Annotated in this window: 20 protein-coding genes; 8 read left to right on the forward strand and 12 right to left on the reverse strand. The window is 35.0% G+C overall.

Translation table 11 applies throughout. The annotated features are described in order from the left end of the window. Positions 1–482: 482 nt before the first annotated feature. From ACFFU9_RS05955 to ACFFU9_RS05965, 3 genes are all read right to left on the reverse strand, one after another. Entirely contained in the window at positions 483–1,490 is a 1,008-nt protein-coding gene (locus ACFFU9_RS05955) for a LacI family DNA-binding transcriptional regulator (RefSeq protein WP_379860482.1), read from the reverse strand. 146 nt (positions 1,491–1,636) lie between these two features. After that, complete coding sequence (locus ACFFU9_RS05960; protein WP_379860483.1) at positions 1,637–3,193, reverse strand: NAD(P)/FAD-dependent oxidoreductase; 1,557 nt, start codon at positions 3,191–3,193, stop codon at positions 1,637–1,639. A gap of 170 nt (positions 3,194–3,363) precedes the next feature. Beyond that, a complete protein-coding gene (locus tag ACFFU9_RS05965) occupies positions 3,364–4,272 on the reverse strand; it encodes a dihydrofolate reductase (protein WP_379860484.1) in 909 nt (302 codons plus the stop codon). A gap of 277 nt (positions 4,273–4,549) precedes the next feature. Between ACFFU9_RS05965 and ACFFU9_RS05970 the strand changes: the two genes are divergently transcribed. Further along, complete coding sequence (locus ACFFU9_RS05970) at positions 4,550–4,846, forward strand: isoamylase early set domain-containing protein (protein WP_379860485.1); 297 nt, start codon at positions 4,550–4,552, stop codon at positions 4,844–4,846. 353 nt (positions 4,847–5,199) lie between these two features. On the opposite strand, the gene ACFFU9_RS05975 is transcribed toward ACFFU9_RS05970, so the two are convergent. Beyond that, the gene (locus ACFFU9_RS05975; protein ID WP_072402889.1) at positions 5,200–6,063 is read right to left on the reverse strand and encodes a sigma-70 family RNA polymerase sigma factor; all 864 of its coding nucleotides are present in this window, start codon (positions 6,061–6,063) and stop codon (positions 5,200–5,202) included. Positions 6,064–6,145: 82 nt separating this feature from the next. Continuing rightward, positions 6,146–6,622: a hypothetical protein gene (locus ACFFU9_RS05980; RefSeq protein ID WP_379860486.1), complete on the reverse strand. Its 477-nt coding sequence runs from the start codon at positions 6,620–6,622 to the stop codon at positions 6,146–6,148. A gap of 58 nt (positions 6,623–6,680) precedes the next feature. On the opposite strand from ACFFU9_RS05980, the gene ACFFU9_RS05985 reads away from it, so the two are divergent. The 3 genes from ACFFU9_RS05985 to lspA are packed head-to-tail and all read left to right on the forward strand — an operon-like array spanning position 6,681 to position 8,665. Next, entirely contained in the window at positions 6,681–7,241 is a 561-nt protein-coding gene (locus ACFFU9_RS05985) for a sugar O-acetyltransferase (RefSeq protein WP_379860487.1), read from the forward strand. A gap of 41 nt (positions 7,242–7,282) precedes the next feature. Then, positions 7,283–8,176 (forward strand): ACP S-malonyltransferase, encoded by an 894-nt coding sequence (gene fabD / locus ACFFU9_RS05990; RefSeq protein WP_379860488.1) that lies wholly within the window; start codon positions 7,283–7,285, stop codon positions 8,174–8,176. Next, positions 8,177–8,665, forward strand: a complete 489-nt coding sequence (gene lspA / locus ACFFU9_RS05995; protein ID WP_379860489.1) for a signal peptidase II — start codon at positions 8,177–8,179, stop codon at positions 8,663–8,665. Positions 8,666–8,736: 71 nt separating this feature from the next. On the opposite strand, the gene galE is transcribed toward lspA, so the two are convergent. Both galE and ACFFU9_RS06005 read right to left on the reverse strand, forming a co-directional pair. Next, a complete protein-coding gene (gene galE / locus ACFFU9_RS06000) occupies positions 8,737–9,765 on the reverse strand; it encodes a UDP-glucose 4-epimerase GalE (protein ID WP_379860490.1) in 1,029 nt (342 codons plus the stop codon). Then, positions 9,758–10,891 carry a DegT/DnrJ/EryC1/StrS family aminotransferase gene (locus ACFFU9_RS06005; protein WP_379860491.1) on the reverse strand — a complete coding sequence of 378 codons (1,134 nt, stop codon included), beginning with the start codon at positions 10,889–10,891 and terminating at the stop codon, positions 9,758–9,760. The genes galE and ACFFU9_RS06005 overlap by 8 nt, the downstream gene beginning before the upstream one ends. Positions 10,892–11,100: 209 nt before the next feature. On the opposite strand from ACFFU9_RS06005, the gene ACFFU9_RS06010 reads away from it, so the two are divergent. Together ACFFU9_RS06010 and ACFFU9_RS06015 are read left to right on the forward strand one after the other, a co-directional pair. Further along, a complete protein-coding gene (locus ACFFU9_RS06010; protein WP_379860492.1) occupies positions 11,101–12,282 on the forward strand; it encodes a 3-deoxy-D-manno-octulosonic acid transferase in 1,182 nt (393 codons plus the stop codon). Positions 12,283–12,357: 75 nt separating this feature from the next. Beyond that, positions 12,358–12,636: a hypothetical protein gene (locus tag ACFFU9_RS06015; protein ID WP_379860493.1), complete on the forward strand. Its 279-nt coding sequence runs from the start codon at positions 12,358–12,360 to the stop codon at positions 12,634–12,636. A 200-nt stretch (positions 12,637–12,836) separates the two neighbouring features. Here the strand turns inward: ACFFU9_RS06015 and ACFFU9_RS06020 are convergent, their stop codons facing one another. After that, the gene (locus ACFFU9_RS06020) at positions 12,837–15,095 is read right to left on the reverse strand and encodes a polyribonucleotide nucleotidyltransferase (protein ID WP_379860494.1); all 2,259 of its coding nucleotides are present in this window, start codon (positions 15,093–15,095) and stop codon (positions 12,837–12,839) included. A gap of 176 nt (positions 15,096–15,271) precedes the next feature. Further along, positions 15,272–15,532, reverse strand: coding sequence for a 30S ribosomal protein S15 (rpsO, locus tag ACFFU9_RS06025; protein WP_379860514.1), 261 nt, complete (start codon positions 15,530–15,532; stop codon positions 15,272–15,274). A 141-nt stretch (positions 15,533–15,673) separates the two neighbouring features. Here rpsO and ACFFU9_RS06030 point away from each other — a divergent pair, with 141 nt between their 5' ends. Beyond that, positions 15,674–16,798, forward strand: coding sequence for a sensor histidine kinase (locus ACFFU9_RS06030; protein ID WP_379860495.1), 1,125 nt, complete (start codon positions 15,674–15,676; stop codon positions 16,796–16,798). A 44-nt stretch (positions 16,799–16,842) separates the two neighbouring features. Here ACFFU9_RS06030 and accD read toward each other — a convergent pair whose 3' ends face one another. The 3 genes from accD to tamL form a co-directional block, all read right to left on the reverse strand. Continuing rightward, on the reverse strand, positions 16,843–17,700 hold the full coding sequence (accD, locus tag ACFFU9_RS06035; protein WP_379860496.1) for an acetyl-CoA carboxylase, carboxyltransferase subunit beta: 858 nt from the start codon (positions 17,698–17,700) through the stop codon (positions 16,843–16,845). A 206-nt stretch (positions 17,701–17,906) separates the two neighbouring features. Further along, positions 17,907–18,974, reverse strand: coding sequence for a class II fructose-bisphosphate aldolase (gene fbaA, locus ACFFU9_RS06040; protein ID WP_379860497.1), 1,068 nt, complete (start codon positions 18,972–18,974; stop codon positions 17,907–17,909). A gap of 383 nt (positions 18,975–19,357) precedes the next feature. Beyond that, the gene (gene tamL / locus ACFFU9_RS06045; protein ID WP_379860498.1) at positions 19,358–21,880 is read right to left on the reverse strand and encodes a translocation and assembly module lipoprotein TamL; all 2,523 of its coding nucleotides are present in this window, start codon (positions 21,878–21,880) and stop codon (positions 19,358–19,360) included. 272 nt (positions 21,881–22,152) lie between these two features. Here tamL and ACFFU9_RS06050 point away from each other — a divergent pair, with 272 nt between their 5' ends. Continuing rightward, a complete protein-coding gene (locus tag ACFFU9_RS06050) occupies positions 22,153–22,872 on the forward strand; it encodes a TrmH family RNA methyltransferase (protein ID WP_379860499.1) in 720 nt (239 codons plus the stop codon). Positions 22,873–22,878 lie beyond the last annotated feature (6 nt).

Raw genomic sequence — 22,878 nt, forward strand, 5'->3', positions numbered from 1 at the left:
CATCATCTTCTTTTAGCTCCTCTTTTGTGCAAGATGTTAAAGTGCTTAGTATTGTAGTTACAATGACTGCTATTTTTAAAAATTTCATAGGAATTCAATTTTAAGGTTATATCATTTTATTCTCTGTTAATGCGAATAACGGAAACGGTATAAAATCCTGCTTTACAGGGTTTTAGTAGAGGGAAAATGGATTATTAATCTTAAAATGGAATACGCGAAAACACACGTACTAATTCTTTATTAAATTATATATGGTTGAGGGAATATTGACTAAAGTGTCAAAAATGGATTAATTTACTTAAGAAAAAAGAGGGAAGTTTTTAAATAATTCCTTAAGAACATCAAATTTATGACAATGAGGTTTTAGACAAAATATCTTCGATTAATTGCTTGAAACTTGCGATTAAGTGAGGTTTTAAAATGATAAATGCCTGAATTCAGGCATTTTATTGTTTGTAAAGTTAATAATTAACGTTTTGAATTTATAAGGTAGACTTGCTTTTTATTAAGCTCGTTTTGATAATTTTAGTAGAGGTTTCCAGGGAGGCTCCTTTTTTTAATTCCAATCGCTTTATGAGTTGTTGGGCGGCTGCAGATCCTATTTTTTTTGCATGTTGGCGTATGGTGGTAAGTTGCGGGATAGAGTGGTAGGAGACCGACTTGCTGCCAAAACCAATAACCGATATGTCTTCTGGTACTTTTAGACCAATGTTTACAGCGGTATTAATACTTATAATTCCAGAAGCACTATCTGCGGCAACTACACCATCGATGGTTTTGTGTTTCATTAAAAACGACTTTACTTTTTTGGAAGTATTGTTTCTAGTATTTATTTTCAATACCAGTGGCGTGTGTGTGGTGGTTTCCGAAATGGCTTTGTTGTAGCCTCTTTCACGAAGCTTGCCAACACTTACATTATCTACTGTAGTTATAAAAACGATATGTTTTCTTTTTTCTGCTAACAATCGTTTGGTAGCATTATAGGTCGATTCGAAATCATCTACAATAACTTTGTCGCACATCACATCATGTGCAACCCTGTCAAACATAACAATGGGCAGACCATTGCGTATCGTTTTATTGAAGTGTTCTGTTTCTCGTTTCATCTGCGTTTCTTTGGCCACAGATAATATAAAGCCATCTACGCTTCCATTGGCAAGAAGCTGTAAGCTCTCTTTTTCTTTTTCTAATGATTCGTTGGAAACACAGGTTATAATATTATAACCCTGCAAGGTTGCTTCTCTTTCAATGCCGAACAAGACCTTTGCCAAAAAGTAATTAAGAATATTAGGTATAATAACACCAATGGTTTTAGTTTTATTCTGTTTTAAACTTAGAGCCACTTTGTTGGGCTTGTAGTTGTAAAGATGTGCAAGTTCTTTTACGCGCTTGGCGGTATCTTTGCCAATTTCTTCACTATTATTTAAAGCTTTGGAAACGGTTGAGATTGAAACGTTAAGTTCTTTTGCTAATTGCTTTAATGTGACCATATTAATAAACCATCTGTTAAATGCTCATGCAATTTACAAAATTACAAGCTTTAAAAAGCTAATATGTTGCTTATTAAAAATGAGATTTAATAAAGCTTGTAACAGAAATTATTTTTTAGCCAAGTACTTTTTATTTTAAATTAAAATCATGAATTTTGAGAGGCTGCTTCTGCACAACGTTCCCCATCCATAGCTGCAGAAACAATGCCGCCAGCATAGCCACCACCTTCACCACAAGGAAACAAATTAGAGACTTGAGGGTGTGCCAATTGCTCGTTTCTAGGGATACAGACGGGAGATGAGGTTCTGGATTCTACACCAATAATATTAGCTTCAGATGTGTAATATCCTTTCATTTTTTGACCAAAGACTTCAAAGCCCTTTCTCAATCTGCTGCCTATTAACTTTGGCAATAAGGAGTGTAATGGTGCAGAATTTAATCCCGGTTGATAGGAGCTTGGGTTTAAATCACCAGATAGTTTTCCTTCTACAAAATCGGTTAAGCGTTGTGCTGGAGCAGCTTGGCTTCTTCCTCCTGCTGTAAAAGCTAGCTTCTCTAAGTCTTTTTGGTATTCAAGACCTTTTAAAACTCCAAAGTGATCATATTTTTGCAAATCTACATCTACATTGATTTCTACTACAATACCAGAATTGGCGAATAAATTGTTTCGTTTAGAGGGCGACATACCGTTTACTACTACTTCACCATTATCAGTGGCTGCTGGTACAATAAACCCACCTGGGCACATACAAAATGAGTATACGCCACGGTTGTTTACCTGTTGAACCAGACTGTAGGATGCAGGAGGCAGTAGTTCATGGCGCTCGCCTGGGCAATGGTATTGAATACTATCAATAATTTGCTGGGGATGTTCTACACGAACACCCATAGCAAACGATTTAGCCTCTAAAGCAATTTGCTTTTTGTGAAGCAAATAAAAAATATCTCGAGCAGAATGACCTGTGGCTAAAATGACGTTTTTTACAGTCATTTCCTTTCCGTTTTGAAATTGAATGGATTGGATTTTTTTATTTCTGATAACAAAATCGACAACCCGAGTTTCAAAATGGATTTCACCTCCAAAATTTAAAATTGTTTCTCGAACATTTTGAACCACCTTTGGAAGCTTGTTTGTGCCAATATGGGGGTGTGCATCTACTAAAATTTGGTCGGTAGCTCCATGAAACACAAGGTTTTCAAATATTCTGCGAACATCTCCTCGTTTTAAGCTTCGCGTATATAACTTACCATCACTATAGGTGCCAGCTCCTCCTTCACCAAAGCAATAGTTGGAGTCTTCATTTACAAAATGATCCCGATTGATTGCTTTTAAATCGCGCCGTCTGTCCTTAACATTTTTACCACGTTCTAATACAATAGGCTTGAAACCGAGTTCTATACAACGTAAAGCAGCATACATGCCTGCTGGTCCAAAACCAATAATATGAATAGACTTGCTGTTAGAAACGTCCTTATAATCAAATTGATATTCGGATACCTTAGGCAATGGTTCTTTAATATAAACGGCTATTTTGTAATTGAAAATGATTGTTGGCTTTCTAGCATCAATAGACTTTCTAAGTACTTTTATGCCTGTGATATTTTTTCTATTAATACTTAAAGCTTGCGCAGCTTTAATAAGTAAAATATCAGCAATGGTTTCTTCTTCAATAGAAATACGAAGTTGAATATCTTTTACCATGAGGTTGAATTAGCACGATTTGGCATGTAGGGCATCAATTATGTTTGTTTTTTAGTAAGGAGTTGCTTTAAAAGTTTTTTTACACCTTCTGTGTGAATGATATAAGCATAATATCTTATTAATTTCTCGTTCTAATATTTTAGAGTCTTTTATAAAAAACGCCTTGTAAATTATCGTCTAATATACGTAATAAACGAAAAGTCGTAGGCGTGGTTTTCATCCTTAGTATGCCGCGTATTTTTTTCTTCTTTCCATAGGGAATCATCAATTTCTGGAAAAAAAGCATCCGCTTCAAAAACTTCATGCACCCGGGTTAGTTCTATAATATCTGTTAAGGGCATGGTTTGCTTGTATATTTCGCCTCCACCAATTATAAAGGGCTGTGGGTCTTTCTTTGAAGCATCCATAGCATCTTCTAAGCTATTTACTACAATTACACCTTCAGGTACTTTGTAATTTGGTTGTCTTGTAACGACCACATGGGTTCGGTTAGGTAGGGGTTTTGGGAAGCTTTCAAAAGTTTTTCTTCCCATTATAATATGATGGCCGTTCGTAAGATTTTTAAAGCGCTTTAAGTCGTCGCTTAAATGCCAAATTAACATATTGTCTTTGCCAATAGCATTGTTTTCTGCGGCAGCTACAATAATGGTGAGTCTTTGTTTTTTTTGTTTTTGAGAGACGTTAAGAGGTTTTGTTTCTGGAGTTTTTTTTTCATTTGTAATAAGCTCCTGCTCAAGTTTGTCAATCCGCTCTTGTTGCTTGGCCATTAATTTATCCAGCTGCTTTTGTTCCCAAGCCTTCCCCATAAAATTGTGGGTAATAAATACATTGAAGATGTGGTACAATAGAAAAAAGAGCCAAATGAGTATGGCATAAACAAACCAATCTACTTCAAAAGGTCTGATGTTTTTTCCAAAATCAAGACCTAAATTGAGCATTATGAAAAACAATGATCCAATTAGAAATAAAACAAAATGTATGTATAGTCGTTTTTTCTGTGCAATGCGCTTTTGGGCATTTTGGAATAATTCTAACTGATCTTTATCTATTTTAGGGACTGGTTTCTTTTTTTTGAACATATTTATTGTAATAAAGGATTGTAAAGTTAAATATTTTAAATGATATATAATCTTTTTGAAAACAATATCTGTTGAATTTAAAACCTCTCATAATCAATAAGGAAGCTGTTTTTTACTGCTAATACAGCAACTATTATTGTTCTAATTTGTATACTTAAGAGCTAAAGTGTTTTTATTTTATTAAATTCATAATTATTTGTTTTAAAGGAGGTTGAGGTACTGGTAAATAGAGGGTTGTTTCATATTTTTGCATAAAATAACAACAAAAAATAAAATTATGGCAATTACAAAGCAATATTTGAAAAGCAAGCCCATTTGTAAAGTAACCTTTTCTGTGCCTGCCAAAGACGCAAAAGCAGTATCCGTTGTTGGTTGTTTTAATGATTGGAATACCAGTAAAGCACCTCTTAAAAAATTAAAAAACGGGAGCTTTAAAGGTGCTATCGATTTAGAAATAGGAAACTCTTATGAGTTTAAGTATGTTATTGATGGGAATTATGTAAATGATGAAGCTGCAGATGCTTATGCCTGGAATGAATATGCAGGAACTGAAAACGGAGTATTAAATCTTTAATAATACGAATAGGCCTTGATTTATTAGGCCTTTCAATGAAATAAAGGCAATTTTTTTTTGAATAGGCTGCTTTTTATTAAATTTAATAATAACCTTTAATATTTATGACCAAAGTATTATAAGTCTTCGGTCCCAATAGCTATAGTTTTGGCTACCCTGTATTGTTCACGGAAAACATGTGGGCCATATGGTAAAGATAATTGTTCTGTTTTTGTATGCTGATGAAAGTTATAGACAGGAGTGCCATTATTTTAAAAGAGTCTCTAATGTGTTTATACTAGAGACTCTTATTTACTAAAACTCGAACAGATAAGGAATGGTATAGCGCTGCTCGAGGTTAATTGTGTTATAAATTAACCTAAATATGTTTTTAAAATTTTACTTCTAGAAGTATGTTTTAATCTTCTGATAGCTTTTTCCTTAATTTGACGAACACGTTCGCGAGTTAAATCAAAAGTTTCTCCAATTTCTTCTAATGTCATAGGGTGTTGGTTTCCTAATCCAAAATAAAGGCGGATAACATCAGCTTCACGAGGTGTTAATGTTTCTAAAGCGCGTTCTATTTCGGTACGTAAAGATTCATGCAATAATTCTCTATCAGGGTTTGGAGACTCGCCACTGTTCAGTACATCATATAAGTTTGAATCTTCACCCTCAACTAAAGGCGCATCCATGCTTACGTGGCGTCCAGAATTTTTCATGGATTCTTTCACATCGTTAATCGTCATGTCCAATTCTTTTGCAATTTCTTCTGCAGAAGGTGGGCGCTCATGACTTTGCTCAAGAAAAGCAAACGTTTTGTTGATTTTGTTTATGGATCCAATTTTGTTCAATGGCAAACGTACAATACGGGATTGTTCTGCCAAAGCCTGTAATATCGATTGGCGAATCCACCAAACGGCATAAGAAATGAATTTAAAACCACGTGTTTCATCAAAACGTTGTGCAGCCTTAATCAATCCTAAATTACCTTCGTTAATTAAATCTGGCAGTGTTAAGCCTTGGTTTTGGTATTGCTTAGCTACAGATACAACGAAACGTAAATTTGCTTTAGTCAACTTCTCCAAAGCTAATTGATCGCCAGCTTTAATACGTTGTGCTAATTCTACTTCTTCGTCTGCGGTAATTAAGTCAACTTTTCCAATTTCTTGCAGATATTTGTCTAACGAAGCGGTTTCTCTATTGGTAACCTGCTTCGTAATTTTAAGCTGTCTCATCTAAAGTTCTTCTGTGAATTTGATAGTGAATATTGTTGTTCAGTAGTTATACGTAAGATGTTACAGAAATGTTACAAAAAAATTATACAATTATTAATTTTTTATTATTGAGATGAATATCTTCAAGGATATTATGGGTAAATTGAAAATGGCCACGCGTAGTTATAATTCGAAATCGATGCGATTTTAAAGCCGTTAAGGTATTTAAAAATAACCATTTGGATTTGAGTAGGTTTGTCTTTTTAGACTTAAGGCTTAATTCGAAATAATGTTTTCTTCCTTCCTTTTCTGCAACAATATCTGGTGTAATAGTAATGTCGCTACCTACTTTTGCATACGATTTTGGAGTTGTATAACCTTTAAGGTTTGCTTTGATGTTTTTATAACCACGATTCTCTAAATAAGAAATGGATTGGGTTAAAATGGTTGCGTATTTATTTTTATTTTCATCGCTCATGTTTTGTAAGGTACTGAAAATGAGTGATAAATAAAAAACAATAACAAGATATTTATAAAAGTTATGTGTTTCAAATTTAAATTGCCATTTTAAATAGCGCATGTTAATTGGTGTTTTTAATTTTAATAAATGATTTTAAAAATTAATTCATAGTACGTAAATGACTGAGAAAGAAAAAATGATTGCAGGTCAACTGTATCGTCCAGCAGATAAAACACTAGTTAAAGACCGCACTAAAGCGAGATTGTTATTGCATAAAATTAACACAACAAGTGTAGAAGACTTAGAGACGCGCGATAATGCTATGCGCCAACTTGTATGTAATGCTGGTGATAACCTATATATTGAGCCGCCTTTTTTTTGCGATTATGGTTATAATATAAAGGTAGGAAACAACTTTTACGCCAATTTTAATTGTTGCATTTTAGATGTTTCTACAGTTACTATAGGTCATAATGTTATGTTGGCTCCCCATGTGCAAATTTATACAGCAACGCACCCCTTAGAACATAAGGTTCGCAATAGTGGTGTTGAATTAGCAAAGCCTATTGTAATTGGTGATAATGTTTGGATTGGTGGGAATAGTACCATTTGTCCAGGTGTAACGCTAGGAAACAATGTTGTGGTAGGAGCAGGGTCTGTAGTGACCAAAAGTTTTCCAGATGATGTGTTGATTGCAGGAAACCCTGCTAAAATTATTAAAACCATAGATAACAGCTAAATTTATAATTCCTATTTTTGCAGCACGAAAAAATTATTGATATGAATGCATACATCTTTCCGGGGCAAGGCGCTCAATTTTCAGGAATGGGTTTAGACCTTTATGAGAATTCCCCTTTAGCGCAAGAATTATTTGAAAAAGCCAATAAAATACTTGGTTTCAATATCACGGATATTATGTTTGAAGGTTCTGCCGAAGCCCTTAAGGAAACTAAAGTGACGCAACCTGCAGTTTTTTTACATTCGGTTATTTTGGCTCATGTTTTAGGAGATAAGTTTAATCCTCATATGGTTGCCGGACATTCATTAGGTGAGTTTTCTGCTTTGGTTGCTAATGGCGCCTTGAATTTTGAAGATGGTTTGAAATTGGTATCTCAACGTGCTTTGGCCATGCAAAAGGCTTGTGAGCTACAACCTAGTACTATGGCTGCTGTTTTAGGTCTAGAAGATGCTATTGTTGAAAAGATATGTGCAACAATTGAAGGGGTTGTTGTGGCTGCTAATTATAACTGTCCAGGACAGTTGGTAATTTCAGGGGAGGTTGAAGCCATAAACAAAGCCTGTGAAGCCTTAAAGGAGGCGGGGGCTCGTAGAGCATTGGTTTTGCCTGTGGGTGGCGCGTTCCATTCTCCTTTAATGGAGCCTGCTCGAGAAGAATTGGCTGCAGCCATTGAAAATACGAAATTCAGTAAACCGAATTGCCCCATTTATCAAAATGTAAGTGCAAGTGCTGTTAGTGATGAGGATGTTATAAAGTCTAATTTAATTTCGCAGCTCACAGCTCCTGTACGCTGGACACAGTCGGTACAGCAAATGATTACAGATGGTGCTACATTGTTTACAGAAGTGGGGCCAGGAAATGTTTTACAGGGCTTAGTAAAGAAAATCAATAGAGAGGCTCAAACTGCTTCCGCAACTTTTGAAACCGATAAGTAAATGAAAGTATCAAAACGGACGGTTTATATTTTATTAGTGATTGTTATTACTATTGCGATAGACCAAATTTCGAAAATCTGGATACGTCTTAATGTTGCTCCAGGCAGTCAGTCTGAGATTGTAGGCGATTATTTTACACTCCATAATGTAGAGAATGCAGGTGCTTTTTTGGGTATGGGAAGCGACTTAAACCCAACGCTAAGGCTTATCTTGTTGCTTATTTTGCCTATGGTGGTTTTGGCATTTGTGCTGCGTTATATATTTAAAGATAAAACCCTAGATAATGCTTCTTTATTTGCATTTTCAAGTATTATTGGCGGGGGTGTTGCCAATGTTTACGATCGCATCGTGTATGGCTCTGTTACAGATTTTTGGCATATCGATTTGGGTGGTATGTTCCGTACGGGTATTTTTAATATGGCCGACCTATCGGTAACAACAGGTATGATTATTTTACTAATTGTTAGTTTTAGGAAGAAGAACGTATAGGGAATTAAAAAGGTTGCTAATTTTATTTTAGCAACCTTTTTTGCTTTAAAAGAGATGCTCTTTAATGCCTCTTATTTTGTATTGGCTCTTACTTTTTGTTCCCATTGCCATGCAGAACGCATCGCATCATCTAGGCTAAGTTTTGTTTTCCAACCTAATTCATTATTAGCTTTATTAGTGTCGGCATAGGCCGAGATGATATCGCCCTCACGTCTGCCTACAATTTTATAATTTAATTTCTTTCCAGATACTTTTTCAAAAGATTTTACGACCTCTAATACCGAACTACCTGTTCCTGTACCTAAATTAAAAGTTTCGTAATTGGTTTTGTTGGTATTCTCAAGCAAACGACCTAAAGCCACTACATGGGCTTTGGCTAAATCGACTACATGAATGTAGTCACGAATACAAGTACCATCTGGAGTAGGATAATCATCTCCAAAAACAGAGAGCTCTTTACGTAGCCCGATACCTGTTTGTGTGATAAAAGGCACTAAGTTTTGAGGCACTCCAATAGGGAGCTCTCCTATTTCTACAGATTCGTGTGCTCCAACAGGGTTAAAGTAACGTAAAGCAATTGCTTTTATATTTGAAGAAACTTTACAGGTGTCTCTAATAATTTCTTCTCCTATTTGCTTTGTGTTTCCATAAGGTGATTCTGCTTCTTTTATTGGTGCATTTTCGGTTATAGGCAACTCGTCTGCTTGTCCATATACTGTACAGGACGAACTAAAGATAAATGCTGCAGATGGCAGTTTTTTTAATTCTTTAAGGATATAAATTAAAGTTGAAATATTGTTTTCGTAATACAATAAAGGTTCTTGCACGCTTTCTCCAACCGCTTTGCTTGCAGCAAAATGGATCACGCCTTTTACATCGCTATGTTTTGCGAAAAAGGCCTCAACTCCTGCTTTGTCTTTTAAATCCAGTTTTTCGAAAACAGGTTTTTTCCCCGTAATGGCTGTAATGCCATCCAATACGCTTACTGATGAGTTTGATAAATCGTCGATAATAACCACCTCATAACCCTTGCTTTGTAATTCTACAACCGTATGCGAGCCTATAAAGCCTAAGCCGCCAGTAACTAATATTTTATCCATTTATAAAATTTATAATTGTTGATGTTATGTATTCTATTTGATCGTCTTCTAGCTCTGTATGCATCGGTAGTGAAATCACTTCTTTTACCAATTGATTTGTTACTTTAAAATCGGTTTCTTTATACCTTTCGTCTAAATAGGCTTTTTGCCTGTGAAGTGGAATAGGGTAATACACACCGCAAGGAATATCGTTTTCATTTAAATGCTTAACAAGGGCATCTCTATCCATATGTTTTACTTGCAAAGTATATTGATGGAATACGTGACTATCTTCAGTGCCGTTTCTAAAAGGGATTTCTATGTTCTTAATGCCTTTAAAAGCTTGGTCATATTTGTCTGCTGCCGCTTTTCTGGCTGCATTATATGCGTCTAAACGTTGAAGTTTAATGTCTAAAACTGCGGCTTGAATACTATCCAGACGCGAATTTACGCCAACTACATCATGATGGTAACGTTCGTACATGCCGTGGTTCACAATGCCCCTTATACGATGCGCCAAAGCATCATCATTTGTAAAGATGGCACCACCATCCCCATAGCATCCTAAATTTTTGGATGGAAAGAAAGAGGTTGCCCCTACATGCCCGATAGTACCTGCTTTTGCTTTAGAGCCGTCTTTATAGGTGTAATGAGCACCAATAGCCTGGGCATTATCTTCAATAACAAATAAATTGTGTTTTTCTGCTATTTTCATGATGGCTTCCATATGGGCACATTGACCAAATAAGTGTACCGGAACAATAGCTTTTGTTTTAGAAGTAATAGCGCGTTCAAGAGCTTCTATATTGATATTGAAATCGTCGGGATTAACATCCACTAAAACAGGTGTTAATTGCAATAAAGCAATAACCTCTACTGTTGCAGCAAACGTAAAATCGGCGGTGATAACTTCATCGCCCGGCTTCAAGCCTAGACCCATCATGGCAATTTGTAGGGCATCGGTACCGTTGGCACAAGGGATAACGTGTTTGACATTGAGATAGGTTTCTAGATTTTTTTGAAATTCATGAACCTTGGGGCCATTGATGAAGGTCGTGGTTTCAATAACATCTTGAATGGAATTGTTTACTTCATCTTTAATGTCGCTATATTGACCTTTAAGGTCAACCATTTGGATTTTTTTCATCTAAAAAGTTTGCAGACTATATGTAAATCAACCGATTTAACAGTCTATTTAATGAATCTTGAGACAGGTGTTTAAAGAACAAATTTACGAAATTAGCAGATGCTAAACAATGAAATTATATTAAAGAAATGTATTTTAGCGCCAAATAAATAATGTTGGGAAGTATTTATAATATAGGGATTCAGACAGTGAAATTCGCCTTAAAATGCATGGCGCCTTTTAATCTTAAAATTAAGAAAGGTGTAGTAGGTCGTAATAAAACCTTTGAGGTTTTAAGGGCGCAGCTTTCTAAAACCGATAAAACGTTATGGTTCCATTGTGCGTCTTTAGGAGAATATGAACAAGGTCTTCCTGTGTTTAAGGAACTGAGAAGCCATTACAAAAACCATAAAATTATTTTGAGTTTTTTTTCACCGTCGGGTTATGACATTCGAAAAGAGTCTCCTATAGCAGATGTGGTGGTGTATTTGCCTCTTGATACTGAAAAAAATGCAACTTTATTTTTAGATTTAGTAAATCCCGAACTTACAATTTTTGTTAAATATGATATTTGGCCGAATTTTTTAAAGACTTTAAAATCCAGAAATTTACGTGCCATCTTGATTTCTGCTGCTTTTAGACCCCATCAAGCTTTTTTTAAATATTACGGAAAACAATTAAGAGACGCGCTTTTTGCCTTTGAACATATTTTTACGCAAAATGAAGGTTCTAAAGAATTATTAAAATCTATTGGATATAATAAGGTTACCGTAAGTGGAGATACGCGCTTTGACCGGGTGTACAGTCAATTAGCATTGGATAATGATTTAGATTTTATTAGTAAGTTTAAGGGGGGTAAAGCGTGTGTTGTTGCTGGGAGTACTTGGCCAGAAGATGAGGCTTTATTTATAGAATACATCAATAGTCAGTCTGTAAAAGATGTTAAATTTATCTTAGCACCGCATAATATCAAATCTAGTCACATTCAGCAGTTCAAAAATAAACTTTCAGTAAAAACCGTTTTTTTTTCTAATAAAGATAATCAAGACTTGGAAAGTGCACAGGTTTTTATTTTGGATACTATAGGAGTGCTTACAAAAGTATATCAATATGCAGATATTGCCTATGTTGGTGGTGCAATGGGAGCTACGGGGTTGCACAACACTTTGGAGCCTGCTGTTTTTGGGGTGCCCATAATTATCGGCAATCACCATAGTAAATTTCCAGAAGCCCAAGCGATGATTGATAATGGTGGTATGTTTTCTGTCTCTAACCAAAATAGTTTTAATACAGTTTTAGAGGGCTTGATTGCAAATCAAGATAGGCGATTGGAATCTGGGATTAAAAATTTTAAATATATAGAAAAAAACAAAGGTGCTGTAATCCAAATTCTACATTACTTACGTATATAAGATATTGCAATTACGAATCTGTATAAAAAGAAGGGATGTAGTTGCGCTATCTAATTAACATTAAAACCAAAACCAATGAAAAAGGTATTATTGACATCTGTACTATTATTAGTTATGAGTTTAACATTTTCGTCTTGTAGAGAAACAAAAAAGACAGATTCTGTGGAAGAGGCTATAGAAGATGCTGGAGATGATATGCAAGACGCCTATGATGACGCTACCGATGCTACTGAAGACGCACTTGAAAACACGGGTGAAGCTATGGATAACACTTTAGATGCTACTGAAGAAGGAATAAATGCTTCAGCTGATGCTGTAAACGATAAAGTGGAGGAAATAGAAACGGCTCAATAATTTTGTGTTGTTTTTATTAAAAATTAGAACCGCCCATTGGCGGTTTTTTTATGTTTTTTTTAAAAGGGGCAGTTGCCGATACGCACCTTAAGCTTGTTTTTTTGGGGTGTTGAATTACAGAGCTTATGAGATAATGCCATAAAGCAAAAGCCCCGATATTTTCATATTGGGGCTTTTTATAAATAGATTTAAAAAAGAAATTAATCTTCTTTTTTATCTTCTCTAGGTTTTCTATCGTCACGACGGTTGTCGCGTCCTCGATTATCTCTACCTCGGTTATCCCGTCCACCACGATCTCTATCGTTATTTTCTCTTGGTGGTCTAGCAACATAGCCTTCCGGTTTTGGTAAAATAGCTTTTCTAGATACTTTTTCTTTTCGTGTTCTTGGGTCTAAACCAAAATACTTCACATCAAAAACATCACCCATGTTCACAACATCGGTAACGTTTTCAGTACGTTCCCAAGCCAATTCACTCACGTGCAGTAACACTTCGTTTCCTGGAGCGTCTGCATACTCTACAACAGCGCCAAAGTCAAGTAATTTAATCACTTTAACCTCATAAACGCTACCAACTTCTGGTTTGAACATAAGCGAGTCGATTTTTGCCAATACAGCATTAATGCCCTCTTGTCCTGTACCTAAAATTTCAACAATACCTTCTTCTGTTACTGGGTCTTCATTGATTACAATTGTAGTTTTGGTTGTTTTTTGTAATTCTTGAATTACTTTTCCACCAGGTCCAATTAAAGCACCAATAAACTCATTAGGAATCACACGTGTTACCATTTTAGGAGCATGTGCTTTTACATCTGCATTTGGAACAGCAATTGTTTCTACTATTTTATCAAGAATATGTAAACGACCATTACGTGCTTGTTTTAAAGCATTAACAAGAATTTCATAAGATAATCCTTTTACTTTAATGTCCATTTGGCAAGCGGTAATACCATCTGCCGTACCTGTTACTTTAAAGTCCATATCACCTAAGTGATCTTCATCTCCTAAGATGTCAGACAACACTGCGTATTTTCCAGATTCAGCATCAGAAATTAATCCCATGGCGATACCAGAAACTGGCTTTTTCAATTGAACACCCGCATCCATTAGCGCCATAGTTCCAGAACAAACCGTTGCCATAGAAGACGACCCATTAGATTCTAAAACTTCTGAAACGACACGAACAGTATAAGGACAATCTTCAGGAACCATGCCTTTTAAAGCACGTTGTGCAAGATTACCATGTCCAACTTCACGACGAGATGTTCCACGAATTGGTCGAGCTTCACCTGTACAAAAAGGAGGGAAGTTGTAGTGTAAATAGAAGCGCTCTTCACCTTCAAAAGACGGCATGTCAATTTGGTTGGCTTCTCTAGAGGTACCTAATGTTACTGTGGCCAATGCTTGCGTTTCTCCACGTGTGAAAATTGCAGAACCGTGTGTAGATGGCAAATAATCTATCTCACACCATATTGGTCTAATTTCATCTGTTTTACGACCATCTAAACGTAAGCCTTCATTTAAGGTAAGGTCTCTAATTGCTGTTTTTTCAGCTTGATAATAGTATTTTGATATTAAACCACCAAAGTCCTCTTGTTCTTCTTCAGAAAAAGAAGCTTTAATAGTTTCTTTAATAGCATCAAAAGCGGCACTTCTCTCATGTTTAGCAGAAGCAGCTCTTGCTACAGCATACACTTTGTCGTATGCCATATCATGAATTTTCTTTGCTAAATCATCATCTTTTCGTTCTGTCTCATATTCACGAACGGCTTTCTTTCCAAAGGCTTCTGCAAGTTTTACTTGAGCAGCACATTGAATTTTAATGGCTTCGTGTGCAAATTTAATAGCGTCAGCCATTTCTTCTTCAGAAATCTCATCCATTTCGCCTTCTACCATCATTACCGAGTCGGCAGAAGCTCCAATCATCATATCGATGTCCGATTCTAATAACTGAGTACGAGTTGGATTGATGATAAATTCGCCATTTATACGACCAACTCTAGCTTCAGAAATTGGGCATTCAAATGGAAAATCGGATAATTGGATGGCAGCCGAAGCAGCCAATCCTGCCATAGCATCTGGCATAACATCATCATCATGAGACATTAATTGGATCATCACCTGAGTTTCAGCATGGTAATCTTTTGGAAATAATGGACGTAAAACGCGATCTACCAAACGCATAGTTAGCACTTCACCATCACTTGGTCTAGCTTCTCTTTTAAAGAAACCTCCTGGGTAACGTCCTGCCGCTGCGAATTTTTCACGATAATCTACTGTTAAGGGTAAAAAATCGACATCACTTTGTTTGTAATTGGAAACTACTGTACATAATAACATACATTTCCCTGACTGAACAACAACAGATCCATGGGCCTGTTTTGCCAATTTTCCGGTTTCAATAGAAATTTCTCTACCGTCGCCAAGGTCTATGACCTCTTTAAAAACTTTTGGAATCATAATTTTTTTAATTCTAATTAAACAATGGTCGTTGTGTTGTTGTTGTGTAGTTGTTGTTGTGTGGCAAAGAGATGCCATGACCAATGAAAAACCGTAATGAGCTTCTTCAATGTGCGTTTATACTCTGCACAGGAGGTGTTTTGATATGAAAAAAGAGGCTGAAAAGCCTCTTTTTATTATTTTCTTAATCCTAATTCTTTTACTATAGCACGATATCTTAAAACATCCTTCTTAGTTAAGTAATCTAGTAAAGCACGACGCTTTCCTACCAACATCACTAATGAACGTTCTGTGTTATAATCTTTACGATTATTCTTTAAGTGACCTGTTAAATGGTTAATTCTTTGTGTGAATAACGCAATTTGTCCTTCTGCAGATCCAGTATCGTTCTTGTCTTTACCGTGTTTTGCGAAGATTTCTTCTTTGTTTAAATACATGCTAATATTATTGTAAATGATTTTTATGTACACGAAAGCCTTTCTTTCGATTTGCAAATGTAGTAATTTATTATGAATTTATAACACTCCTTTATTTGTAAAGTTTTCACTAAATTAACATATTCAAATTTTTTGTTTTTTATGGAAAGAATAATGGTAGATGCTCTCGACTCAAATTTACTTCCCGAAATTTTTAATCATGCCTATCATGGCATAGCAATAATAGGACTAGATGGCAAGTGGCATTTAGTAAGTAAAAGCTTGTGTGAGATATTGGAATATGATGAGAATGAGCTTTTAATGAAGGGGTTTCATGAGATTACCCACGAAGAGGATTTAGCGAATGATGTAGCAAAAGTTAAACAGCTTATAAAGAATACGATAAAAAATTATAAAATAAAAAAACGCTATTATAAAAGAAATGGTGTCATTGTTTGGGCACAATTGTCTGTTTCGTTAGTTAGGGATAAGCAAAATAAACCGAAATACTTTATTGCTCAAGTACAGGATATAACAGAAGAAAAAAATGAAGAACAAGAAAAAGAACTTATTTCAAATATTATAAAAGAGCAAAACGATCGACTTTTAAATTTTTCTAGAATTATCACGCATAATTTAAGAACACATGCGGGAAATTTAATGACTTTGACCAGTTTTGTGGAAGAAGAAATTGAAGAGGTTAGAACAAACGAAAGTTTTTTTACTTTACAACAAGCGGTTTGTAATTTACAGGATACGGTTAAACATTTAACAGAAATAGCAGAGTTTTCAAGATACAATGAAAACGAGTCTAAAGCTCTTAAGCTTCGGAATTATGCTGTAAATGCTATTTGTAGTGTAAGTTCTTTGGCTATGAAAAGTGGCTGTACTATTGAAAATAATATACCGCCAGATTTGTATGTAAAGGCTGTTGATGCTTATTTGGAAAGTATTCTTTTAAATTTATTGACTAATGCCATTAAATATAAAGCAGAAACTCGTATTGGAAATATTGTATTAAGTGCCACAGCAGAAAATGGCTTTGTTGTATTGCGTGTTAAAGACAATGGATTGGGCGTAGATTTAGATAAATATGGGGAAAAAATTTTCTCGCTATATCAAACTTTTCATAAAAATAAGGATTCTAAGGGAGTGGGCCTGTTTATAACAAAAAATCAAGTTGAAGCCCTTAATGGGAAAATTGAGGTTATTAGTGAAGTAGGTATAGGAACAGAATTTATTATTTACTTGAGGTCTGCTATAATACCTCATGCAGAAAGCCTATAAAACGATTAATTACATAGGCTTTCTGATGTGTATTTAAATAAAATCTAAGCTCTTAATGGTTGGTTTAGAATTAAATCGATGTATTGGTTTACTTTGTTTTTTAATTCTTTACGCTGTGTGATAAAGTCTAGAAAACCATGTTCTAATAAAAACTCTGAAGTTTGAAATCCTTCAGGAAGTTCTTTTCCTGTAGTGTCTCTCACAATACGTGGCCCTGCAAATCCTATTAAAGCACCTGGTTCGGCAATATTGATATCGCCTAACATGGCAAATGATGCTGTGGTTCCGCCAGTAGTAGGGTCGGTGCATAAAGAAATGTATGGGATACCTGCATCTGCTAACTGAGCGAGTTTAACAGAGGTTTTGGCTAATTGCATTAATGACAATGCTGCTTCCATCATACGTGCGCCACCAGACTTTGAAATGATCATTAAAGGTATTTTCTTCTCTAAAGCATAATCTGCTGCTCTTGCTATTTTCTCCCCTACAACGCTTCCCATTGAACCGCCTATAAAAGCAAAATCCATACAGGCGACCACAAGGTTCTTGCCTTTAGATTTTCCAACCGCTGTTCTTACGGCATCTTTTAGCTTTGTTTTTTCTTGTGCAGCCTTAAGGCGTTCAGGATATTTTTTAGTGTCTATGAATTTTAAAGGGTCTTTGGATTCTAAATTCGCATCCATTTCTTTAAATTTATTGTCGTCAAATAAAATTTCGAAGTATTCTTTGCTACCTATACGAACATGGTAACCGTCTTCTGGGCTTACATAGAAGTTTTTCTCTAATTCTTCTGCATCAACAATTTTTCCTGTTGGAGATTTGTACCATAGCCCTTTGGGCGTATCTTTTTTCTCTTCGGTAGTGGTTGTTATCCCTTTTGTTTTTCTTTTAAACCAAGACATAGTGATATGTTATTTTAGATTTTAATTTAATTTTAAAACCGTTGCTATTTTTGCAAATGTAAAACATATAAAATTACTATTTTTATTATTCAAACTCAAAATTTGCCAATACTATCGGTTTCGATTTTGTATATTGAAAATGAAAATCCCATTTAAACGCAGTATACTGAGGTTTAAATGGGATTTTTATAATTCTAAAATATAAATTATAGCGTATTCACATTGTTTAAATCTTCAAACGCCTTTTTCAAACGAGCGATAAATGTTTTTTCGCCTTCGCGCAACCAAACTCTAGGGTCGTAATATTTTTTATTTGGTACATCGCCACCTTCGGGATTTCCAATCTGGCCTTTTAAATATTCTGATTTGCTACCCATATAATCGCGGATACCAGCCATAAAAGCATATTGTAAATCGGTATCGATATTCATTTTGATAACACCGTAGCTTATGCCTTCTCTAATTTCTTCAACCGAAGATCCAGATCCACCGTGGAATACAAAATCAATATGATTATGCTCTACGCCATATTTTTTTGAAATGAAATCTTGAGAGTTTTTCAATATTTTTGGAGTCAATTTTACGTTCCCAGGCTTGTAAACCCCATGTACGTTTCCAAAAGCGGCTGCAATAGTGAATTGATCACTTACCTTGCTTAGTTCCTCGTATGCGTAAGCAACTTCTTCTGGTTGTGTGTATAATTTAGAATCGTCTACATCTGTATTGTCTACTCCATCTTCTTCTCCGCCAGTAATTCCTAGCTCAATTTCTAAAGTCATGCCCATTTTAGACATTCTTTCTAAATATGTTTTACAAATAGCGATGTTTTCTTCTAAAGGCTCTTCAGAAAGATCGATCATATGAGAACTGAAAAGTGATTTTCCAGTCTCTTTAAAATGGATTTCGCTAGCATCCAATAAACCATCTATCCAAGGTAAAAGTTTTTTAGCACAATGGTCTGTATGTAAGATAACAGGAACACCATATGCCTCAGCTAAGGTATGTACATGTTTTGCACCGGCTACAGCACCAGCAATAGCTGCTTTTTGGCCCTCATTATCTAATCCTTTTCCTGCGTTAAATTGTGCGCCACCATTAGAGAATTGAATAATAACTGGAGCGTTAAGATCTTTAGCGGTTTCTAAAACACCGTTTATAGTGTCTGAACCTATAACGTTAACAGCGGGAAGTGCATAATTATTGGCTTTTGCATGGTTGAAAATTGCTTGAACCTCTTTTCCTGTAGCTACGCCAGGCTTTATATTGTGTCCCATTTTTTTGATATTTATTAAATGTTAGTAATTATCAAAAGTAATCATTTTTTGAATAAAACATTGGGGTTTTGTAAATTGAAACCCTTAAAACCTTACTAAAACGATGTAGTTTTCTGTGAAGAATTCGATTGTAGCATCTCTTGAACTCTTTTTTGTGAAAAACGCTTACCTTTTCACGAATACTGGGGCATAAAGTTTTTTCTGTGCCATTAAAGTATTTCAAAACCTTTTTTAAGAAATGCTTATACCTCTTTCTTTTAAATGTTGCTTTGCAAAGTAAGAGTGAAGCGTGAGAGCAAAGGCGTGTGGCTTATCAATATTTTTCGCGAATGGGTTATAGGTGGGACCAGCGTTTTTTTATATACGGAAAGCCTCCATGCATGTTAAAATGGGTAATTGATGCCTATGTTATATACGGCATTAGTGAAATTATAATCATTAAACCATCGGTTTTCGTCTTGATAAGAGGGGTCGTAAGTTTTAAATCCAATGTCAAAACGGAAAACAAAAAAGCTAAAATCATAACGTAAGCCGAAACCTGATCCTACGGCAATGTCTTTTAGAGATTTAAAGTTATCAAAAGTAGCAGGACCTGTTTCTGTATTGTCAAACACGTTCCAAATATTACCAGCATCAATAAAAACAGCGCCGTTTAAGTTGCCAAACAGATTAAAACGCTGTTCTGCACTTAATGCGATCTTAAGGTTGGCTTCATTAAACTCATCTGTAGTAACAGAACTTCCAGGGCCTAAACTATAGGCGGACCAGGCGCGATTATCGTTGGCGCCACCGGCAAAAAAACTTTTGGCAAAAGGAATATTGTTAGAGTTGCCATAGGGAATCGCAATACCTAAAAAGCTACGTATGGCGAACACATTTTTATTGCCTAAATCCCAACGTTTTATATAATCGATTTCGGTTTTAGCATATTGGGAAAACGCAACGTCAAATATGGTGTATCTGTCGCTGGCGTCCTTTTTTAAGCCTAATAATGTTGACGTATTGGCCAATAAGTTTCCCGCTAACTCTATTTTATAACGAAATATTGAAAAATTTTCGTCAAATAAATTACGCTGTGTGTTTTTGATAAAATTAAAACTAGAGGAGAAGATTAGGTTGTTTTCTGTTAAACGCTCTTTTCGTTCATTAATAGAGGAAACCGTCTTAAAATCTGCACTGTTAGGAGTCAGCGCTGTGTTGCCATTCAGCACTTCTTTAATAAACGCATCTGTCTGTACTGGATAAAGCAAGTCCACACCATTGTTGTAATTTAAAGATTTGGAAATAGCATTTAAACTGTTAAATGAATTGCCATACACCCTAAAGTAGTTCCCTGCATTTAAGTTTCTAATGTACTGTACGTTAAATAAATCTAGTTTATTGCTAACCTGTTTTGATGGTAACCAATTGTAATTAAAAGCGCCTATAAAAGTCTGTTTGTCTAATCCAATATTGGTTTGACTCGTACTTGCTAAGCTAATTCTGGTGCTTGGCGACATATAATTAGGTACGATCTGGTCTGTATTAAACGGTGAAAAAATTCTAGGGATAGTCAGTTTTAAATTTAAACCAATTTCATTAATATCAAAAAAAGGGGAGTCTTTTCTGTTTCTATCTTCAGAAGCACCTATGGCACCAATCGCAGATATTTCAAGGGTTTCGGCACCCTTAAAGATATTTCTAATCAATAAGCTAGGGTTTAATGAAAAACCGATACTTTGGATGTCGCTAGTAGATACATCGGTATTAAGGCCTAAATTAAATTTTTTTAAAGGGGTTAGGTATACGTTTGCGGTAAGTGTAGCGTCTGGGTTTTCAATATACTTGATGTCTGGGTATTTAAAGGTCCGCAATTCACTTATATACCTGTAGGTTCGTATTCTGTCAATATCTTTAAAAATGCGCTTTGGACTTATAAAAACGGCATCTGTTAAAGATTCTGGGTTAAAGCGCATTTTACCTATACTATATATGTTGTAACCTTTATAATATACGGAGTCTGTAACCGTTTCGTCTAAATTACTAAAATTGGTATTAGGATAAATATTTACATCCTTTACTTTATAAACCTTAAAAGGTTCTCGTATTATGGAGTCTATACCTCTAATGGCTCTATCTTGTATTTGTACGGTTACGTTTACTTTTTTATTTGTGCCAATAGTATCCATTTCTACGGTAATGTAATCTTGATTGAAGTGGTATACGCCAGAGTTTCTTAAAATTTCAGAAATACGGTTCCTTTCAACTTCAAAACTTGCGGTTCTATACTGTTCGCCTTTTTTGATCAAGGAGTTGGCTTTAATTTTTTTAAGGTAAAGAGAATCAATAACTGGCGACTTTATTTGTTTAAATATAGAATCGATAATATAAGCCTTGCCCGTCTGGACCTCGTAACTTATGGCTGCCCGTTTTTCTTCTGTATGATCTATATGGTAAGACACATCTACATCAAACCAGCCGTTGTTTACATGATAATCTTTTAAGTTTTTAAGAGACTTAACCGTTTTAACACTATCAATGGTAATAGGTGGTTCTCCAGTTTTTTTTAGCCAGTTGTTAAACCCTTTTCGTGATTCTATATATTTATTCAATTGCTTTTTTGAAAGCAGTTTTTCAAGTCTCTGTTTTTTTTTAGGGTTTTTGTTGATATCGGCATCTACAATAGAGTCTATATTAGGTCTTGCCAAATTATAAACATGAAGGCGTAATGGTATGCCTAACAACGATCTATTTGGTTTTTGAAATAAAAGATTGCTTAGGGTTTCTGTTTTGTTTTTCTTATCATTAATATTAACTGTATTTTTGATAAGTAAGTGGTCGTTATCGGGTACTCGTTTTACTGCATCACAAGAGAATAAACCAAGACAAACCAAGAAGATTGATATTTTTGAGAGTTGTGTTTTCAAATGAAATGATAGTTAATTCAGGTTTTTGGTTTTTTTATTTAAAAATCGACATGCTATTAAAAGTTGGTTGGTACTCTCGAACCCTCGATTTTTTTAAAAATACCGATTACTGATAGGGAAAAATTAGAACCTAGGCTAAGACTTCTCTATTGGAAATCAAAAATACATTTTTTAAGTTGAAAATACATTTAATTAATCCTGTTGATTGCAAGCTAAATACTTTTTTTTCATTTTCTTTATATTTTAAATTATAATTATAAAAACACCCTAAAATGCTGTCTAAAAATCAGGTGAAATTAATAAGATCTTTAAATCAAAAAAAATATAGACTGCAACATGGTCTTTTTGTTGTAGAAGGTTTTAAAGTTATAAAGGAACTATTAAATTCTCATTATGTACTGCATACTTTATATACCACAGAGGCTTTTAATGCTGATGAAAAAGAAGTTTTAATTTCCGAAAAGGATTTAAAACGGATCAGCTTTTTAAAAACACCCCATACGGCAGTCGCTATATTTGAAATACCTAAAATAAAAGCGATAGACCATAACCAATTGATCGTAGCTTTAGATGATGTGAGGGACCCTGGAAACTTAGGGACTATTATTAGATTGTGCGATTGGTTTGGAATTCAAGATTTGGTTTGTAGTAAAGAAACAGTAGATTGTTTTAATCCGAAAGTCGTGCAAGCGAGCATGGGATCAATCACGAGAGTCAACATTGTTTATGTAGATTTATTAACGTTTTTAGAAAACCACAGCACTGCTATTTTTGGAGCTTATATGGAAGGTGAAAATGTGTATAAAAAGACTTTTCCTAACCAAGGCGTTTTAGTTATGGGTAATGAGGCTAACGGAATTTCAGAAGCTGTTGAAAAGCTAATAAGTGATAAAATAACCATACCTAGATTTGGCGATATACAAGCTACTGAGAGTTTGAATGTCGCTACAGCTACAGCTATTTTATTAAGTGAGTTTAGGAGATCGCGCTAAGATTAA

Source organism: Mariniflexile ostreae (genome assembly GCF_042427585.1).
Taxonomy (GTDB): Bacteria; Bacteroidota; Bacteroidia; order Flavobacteriales; family Flavobacteriaceae; genus Pseudalgibacter; species Pseudalgibacter ostreae.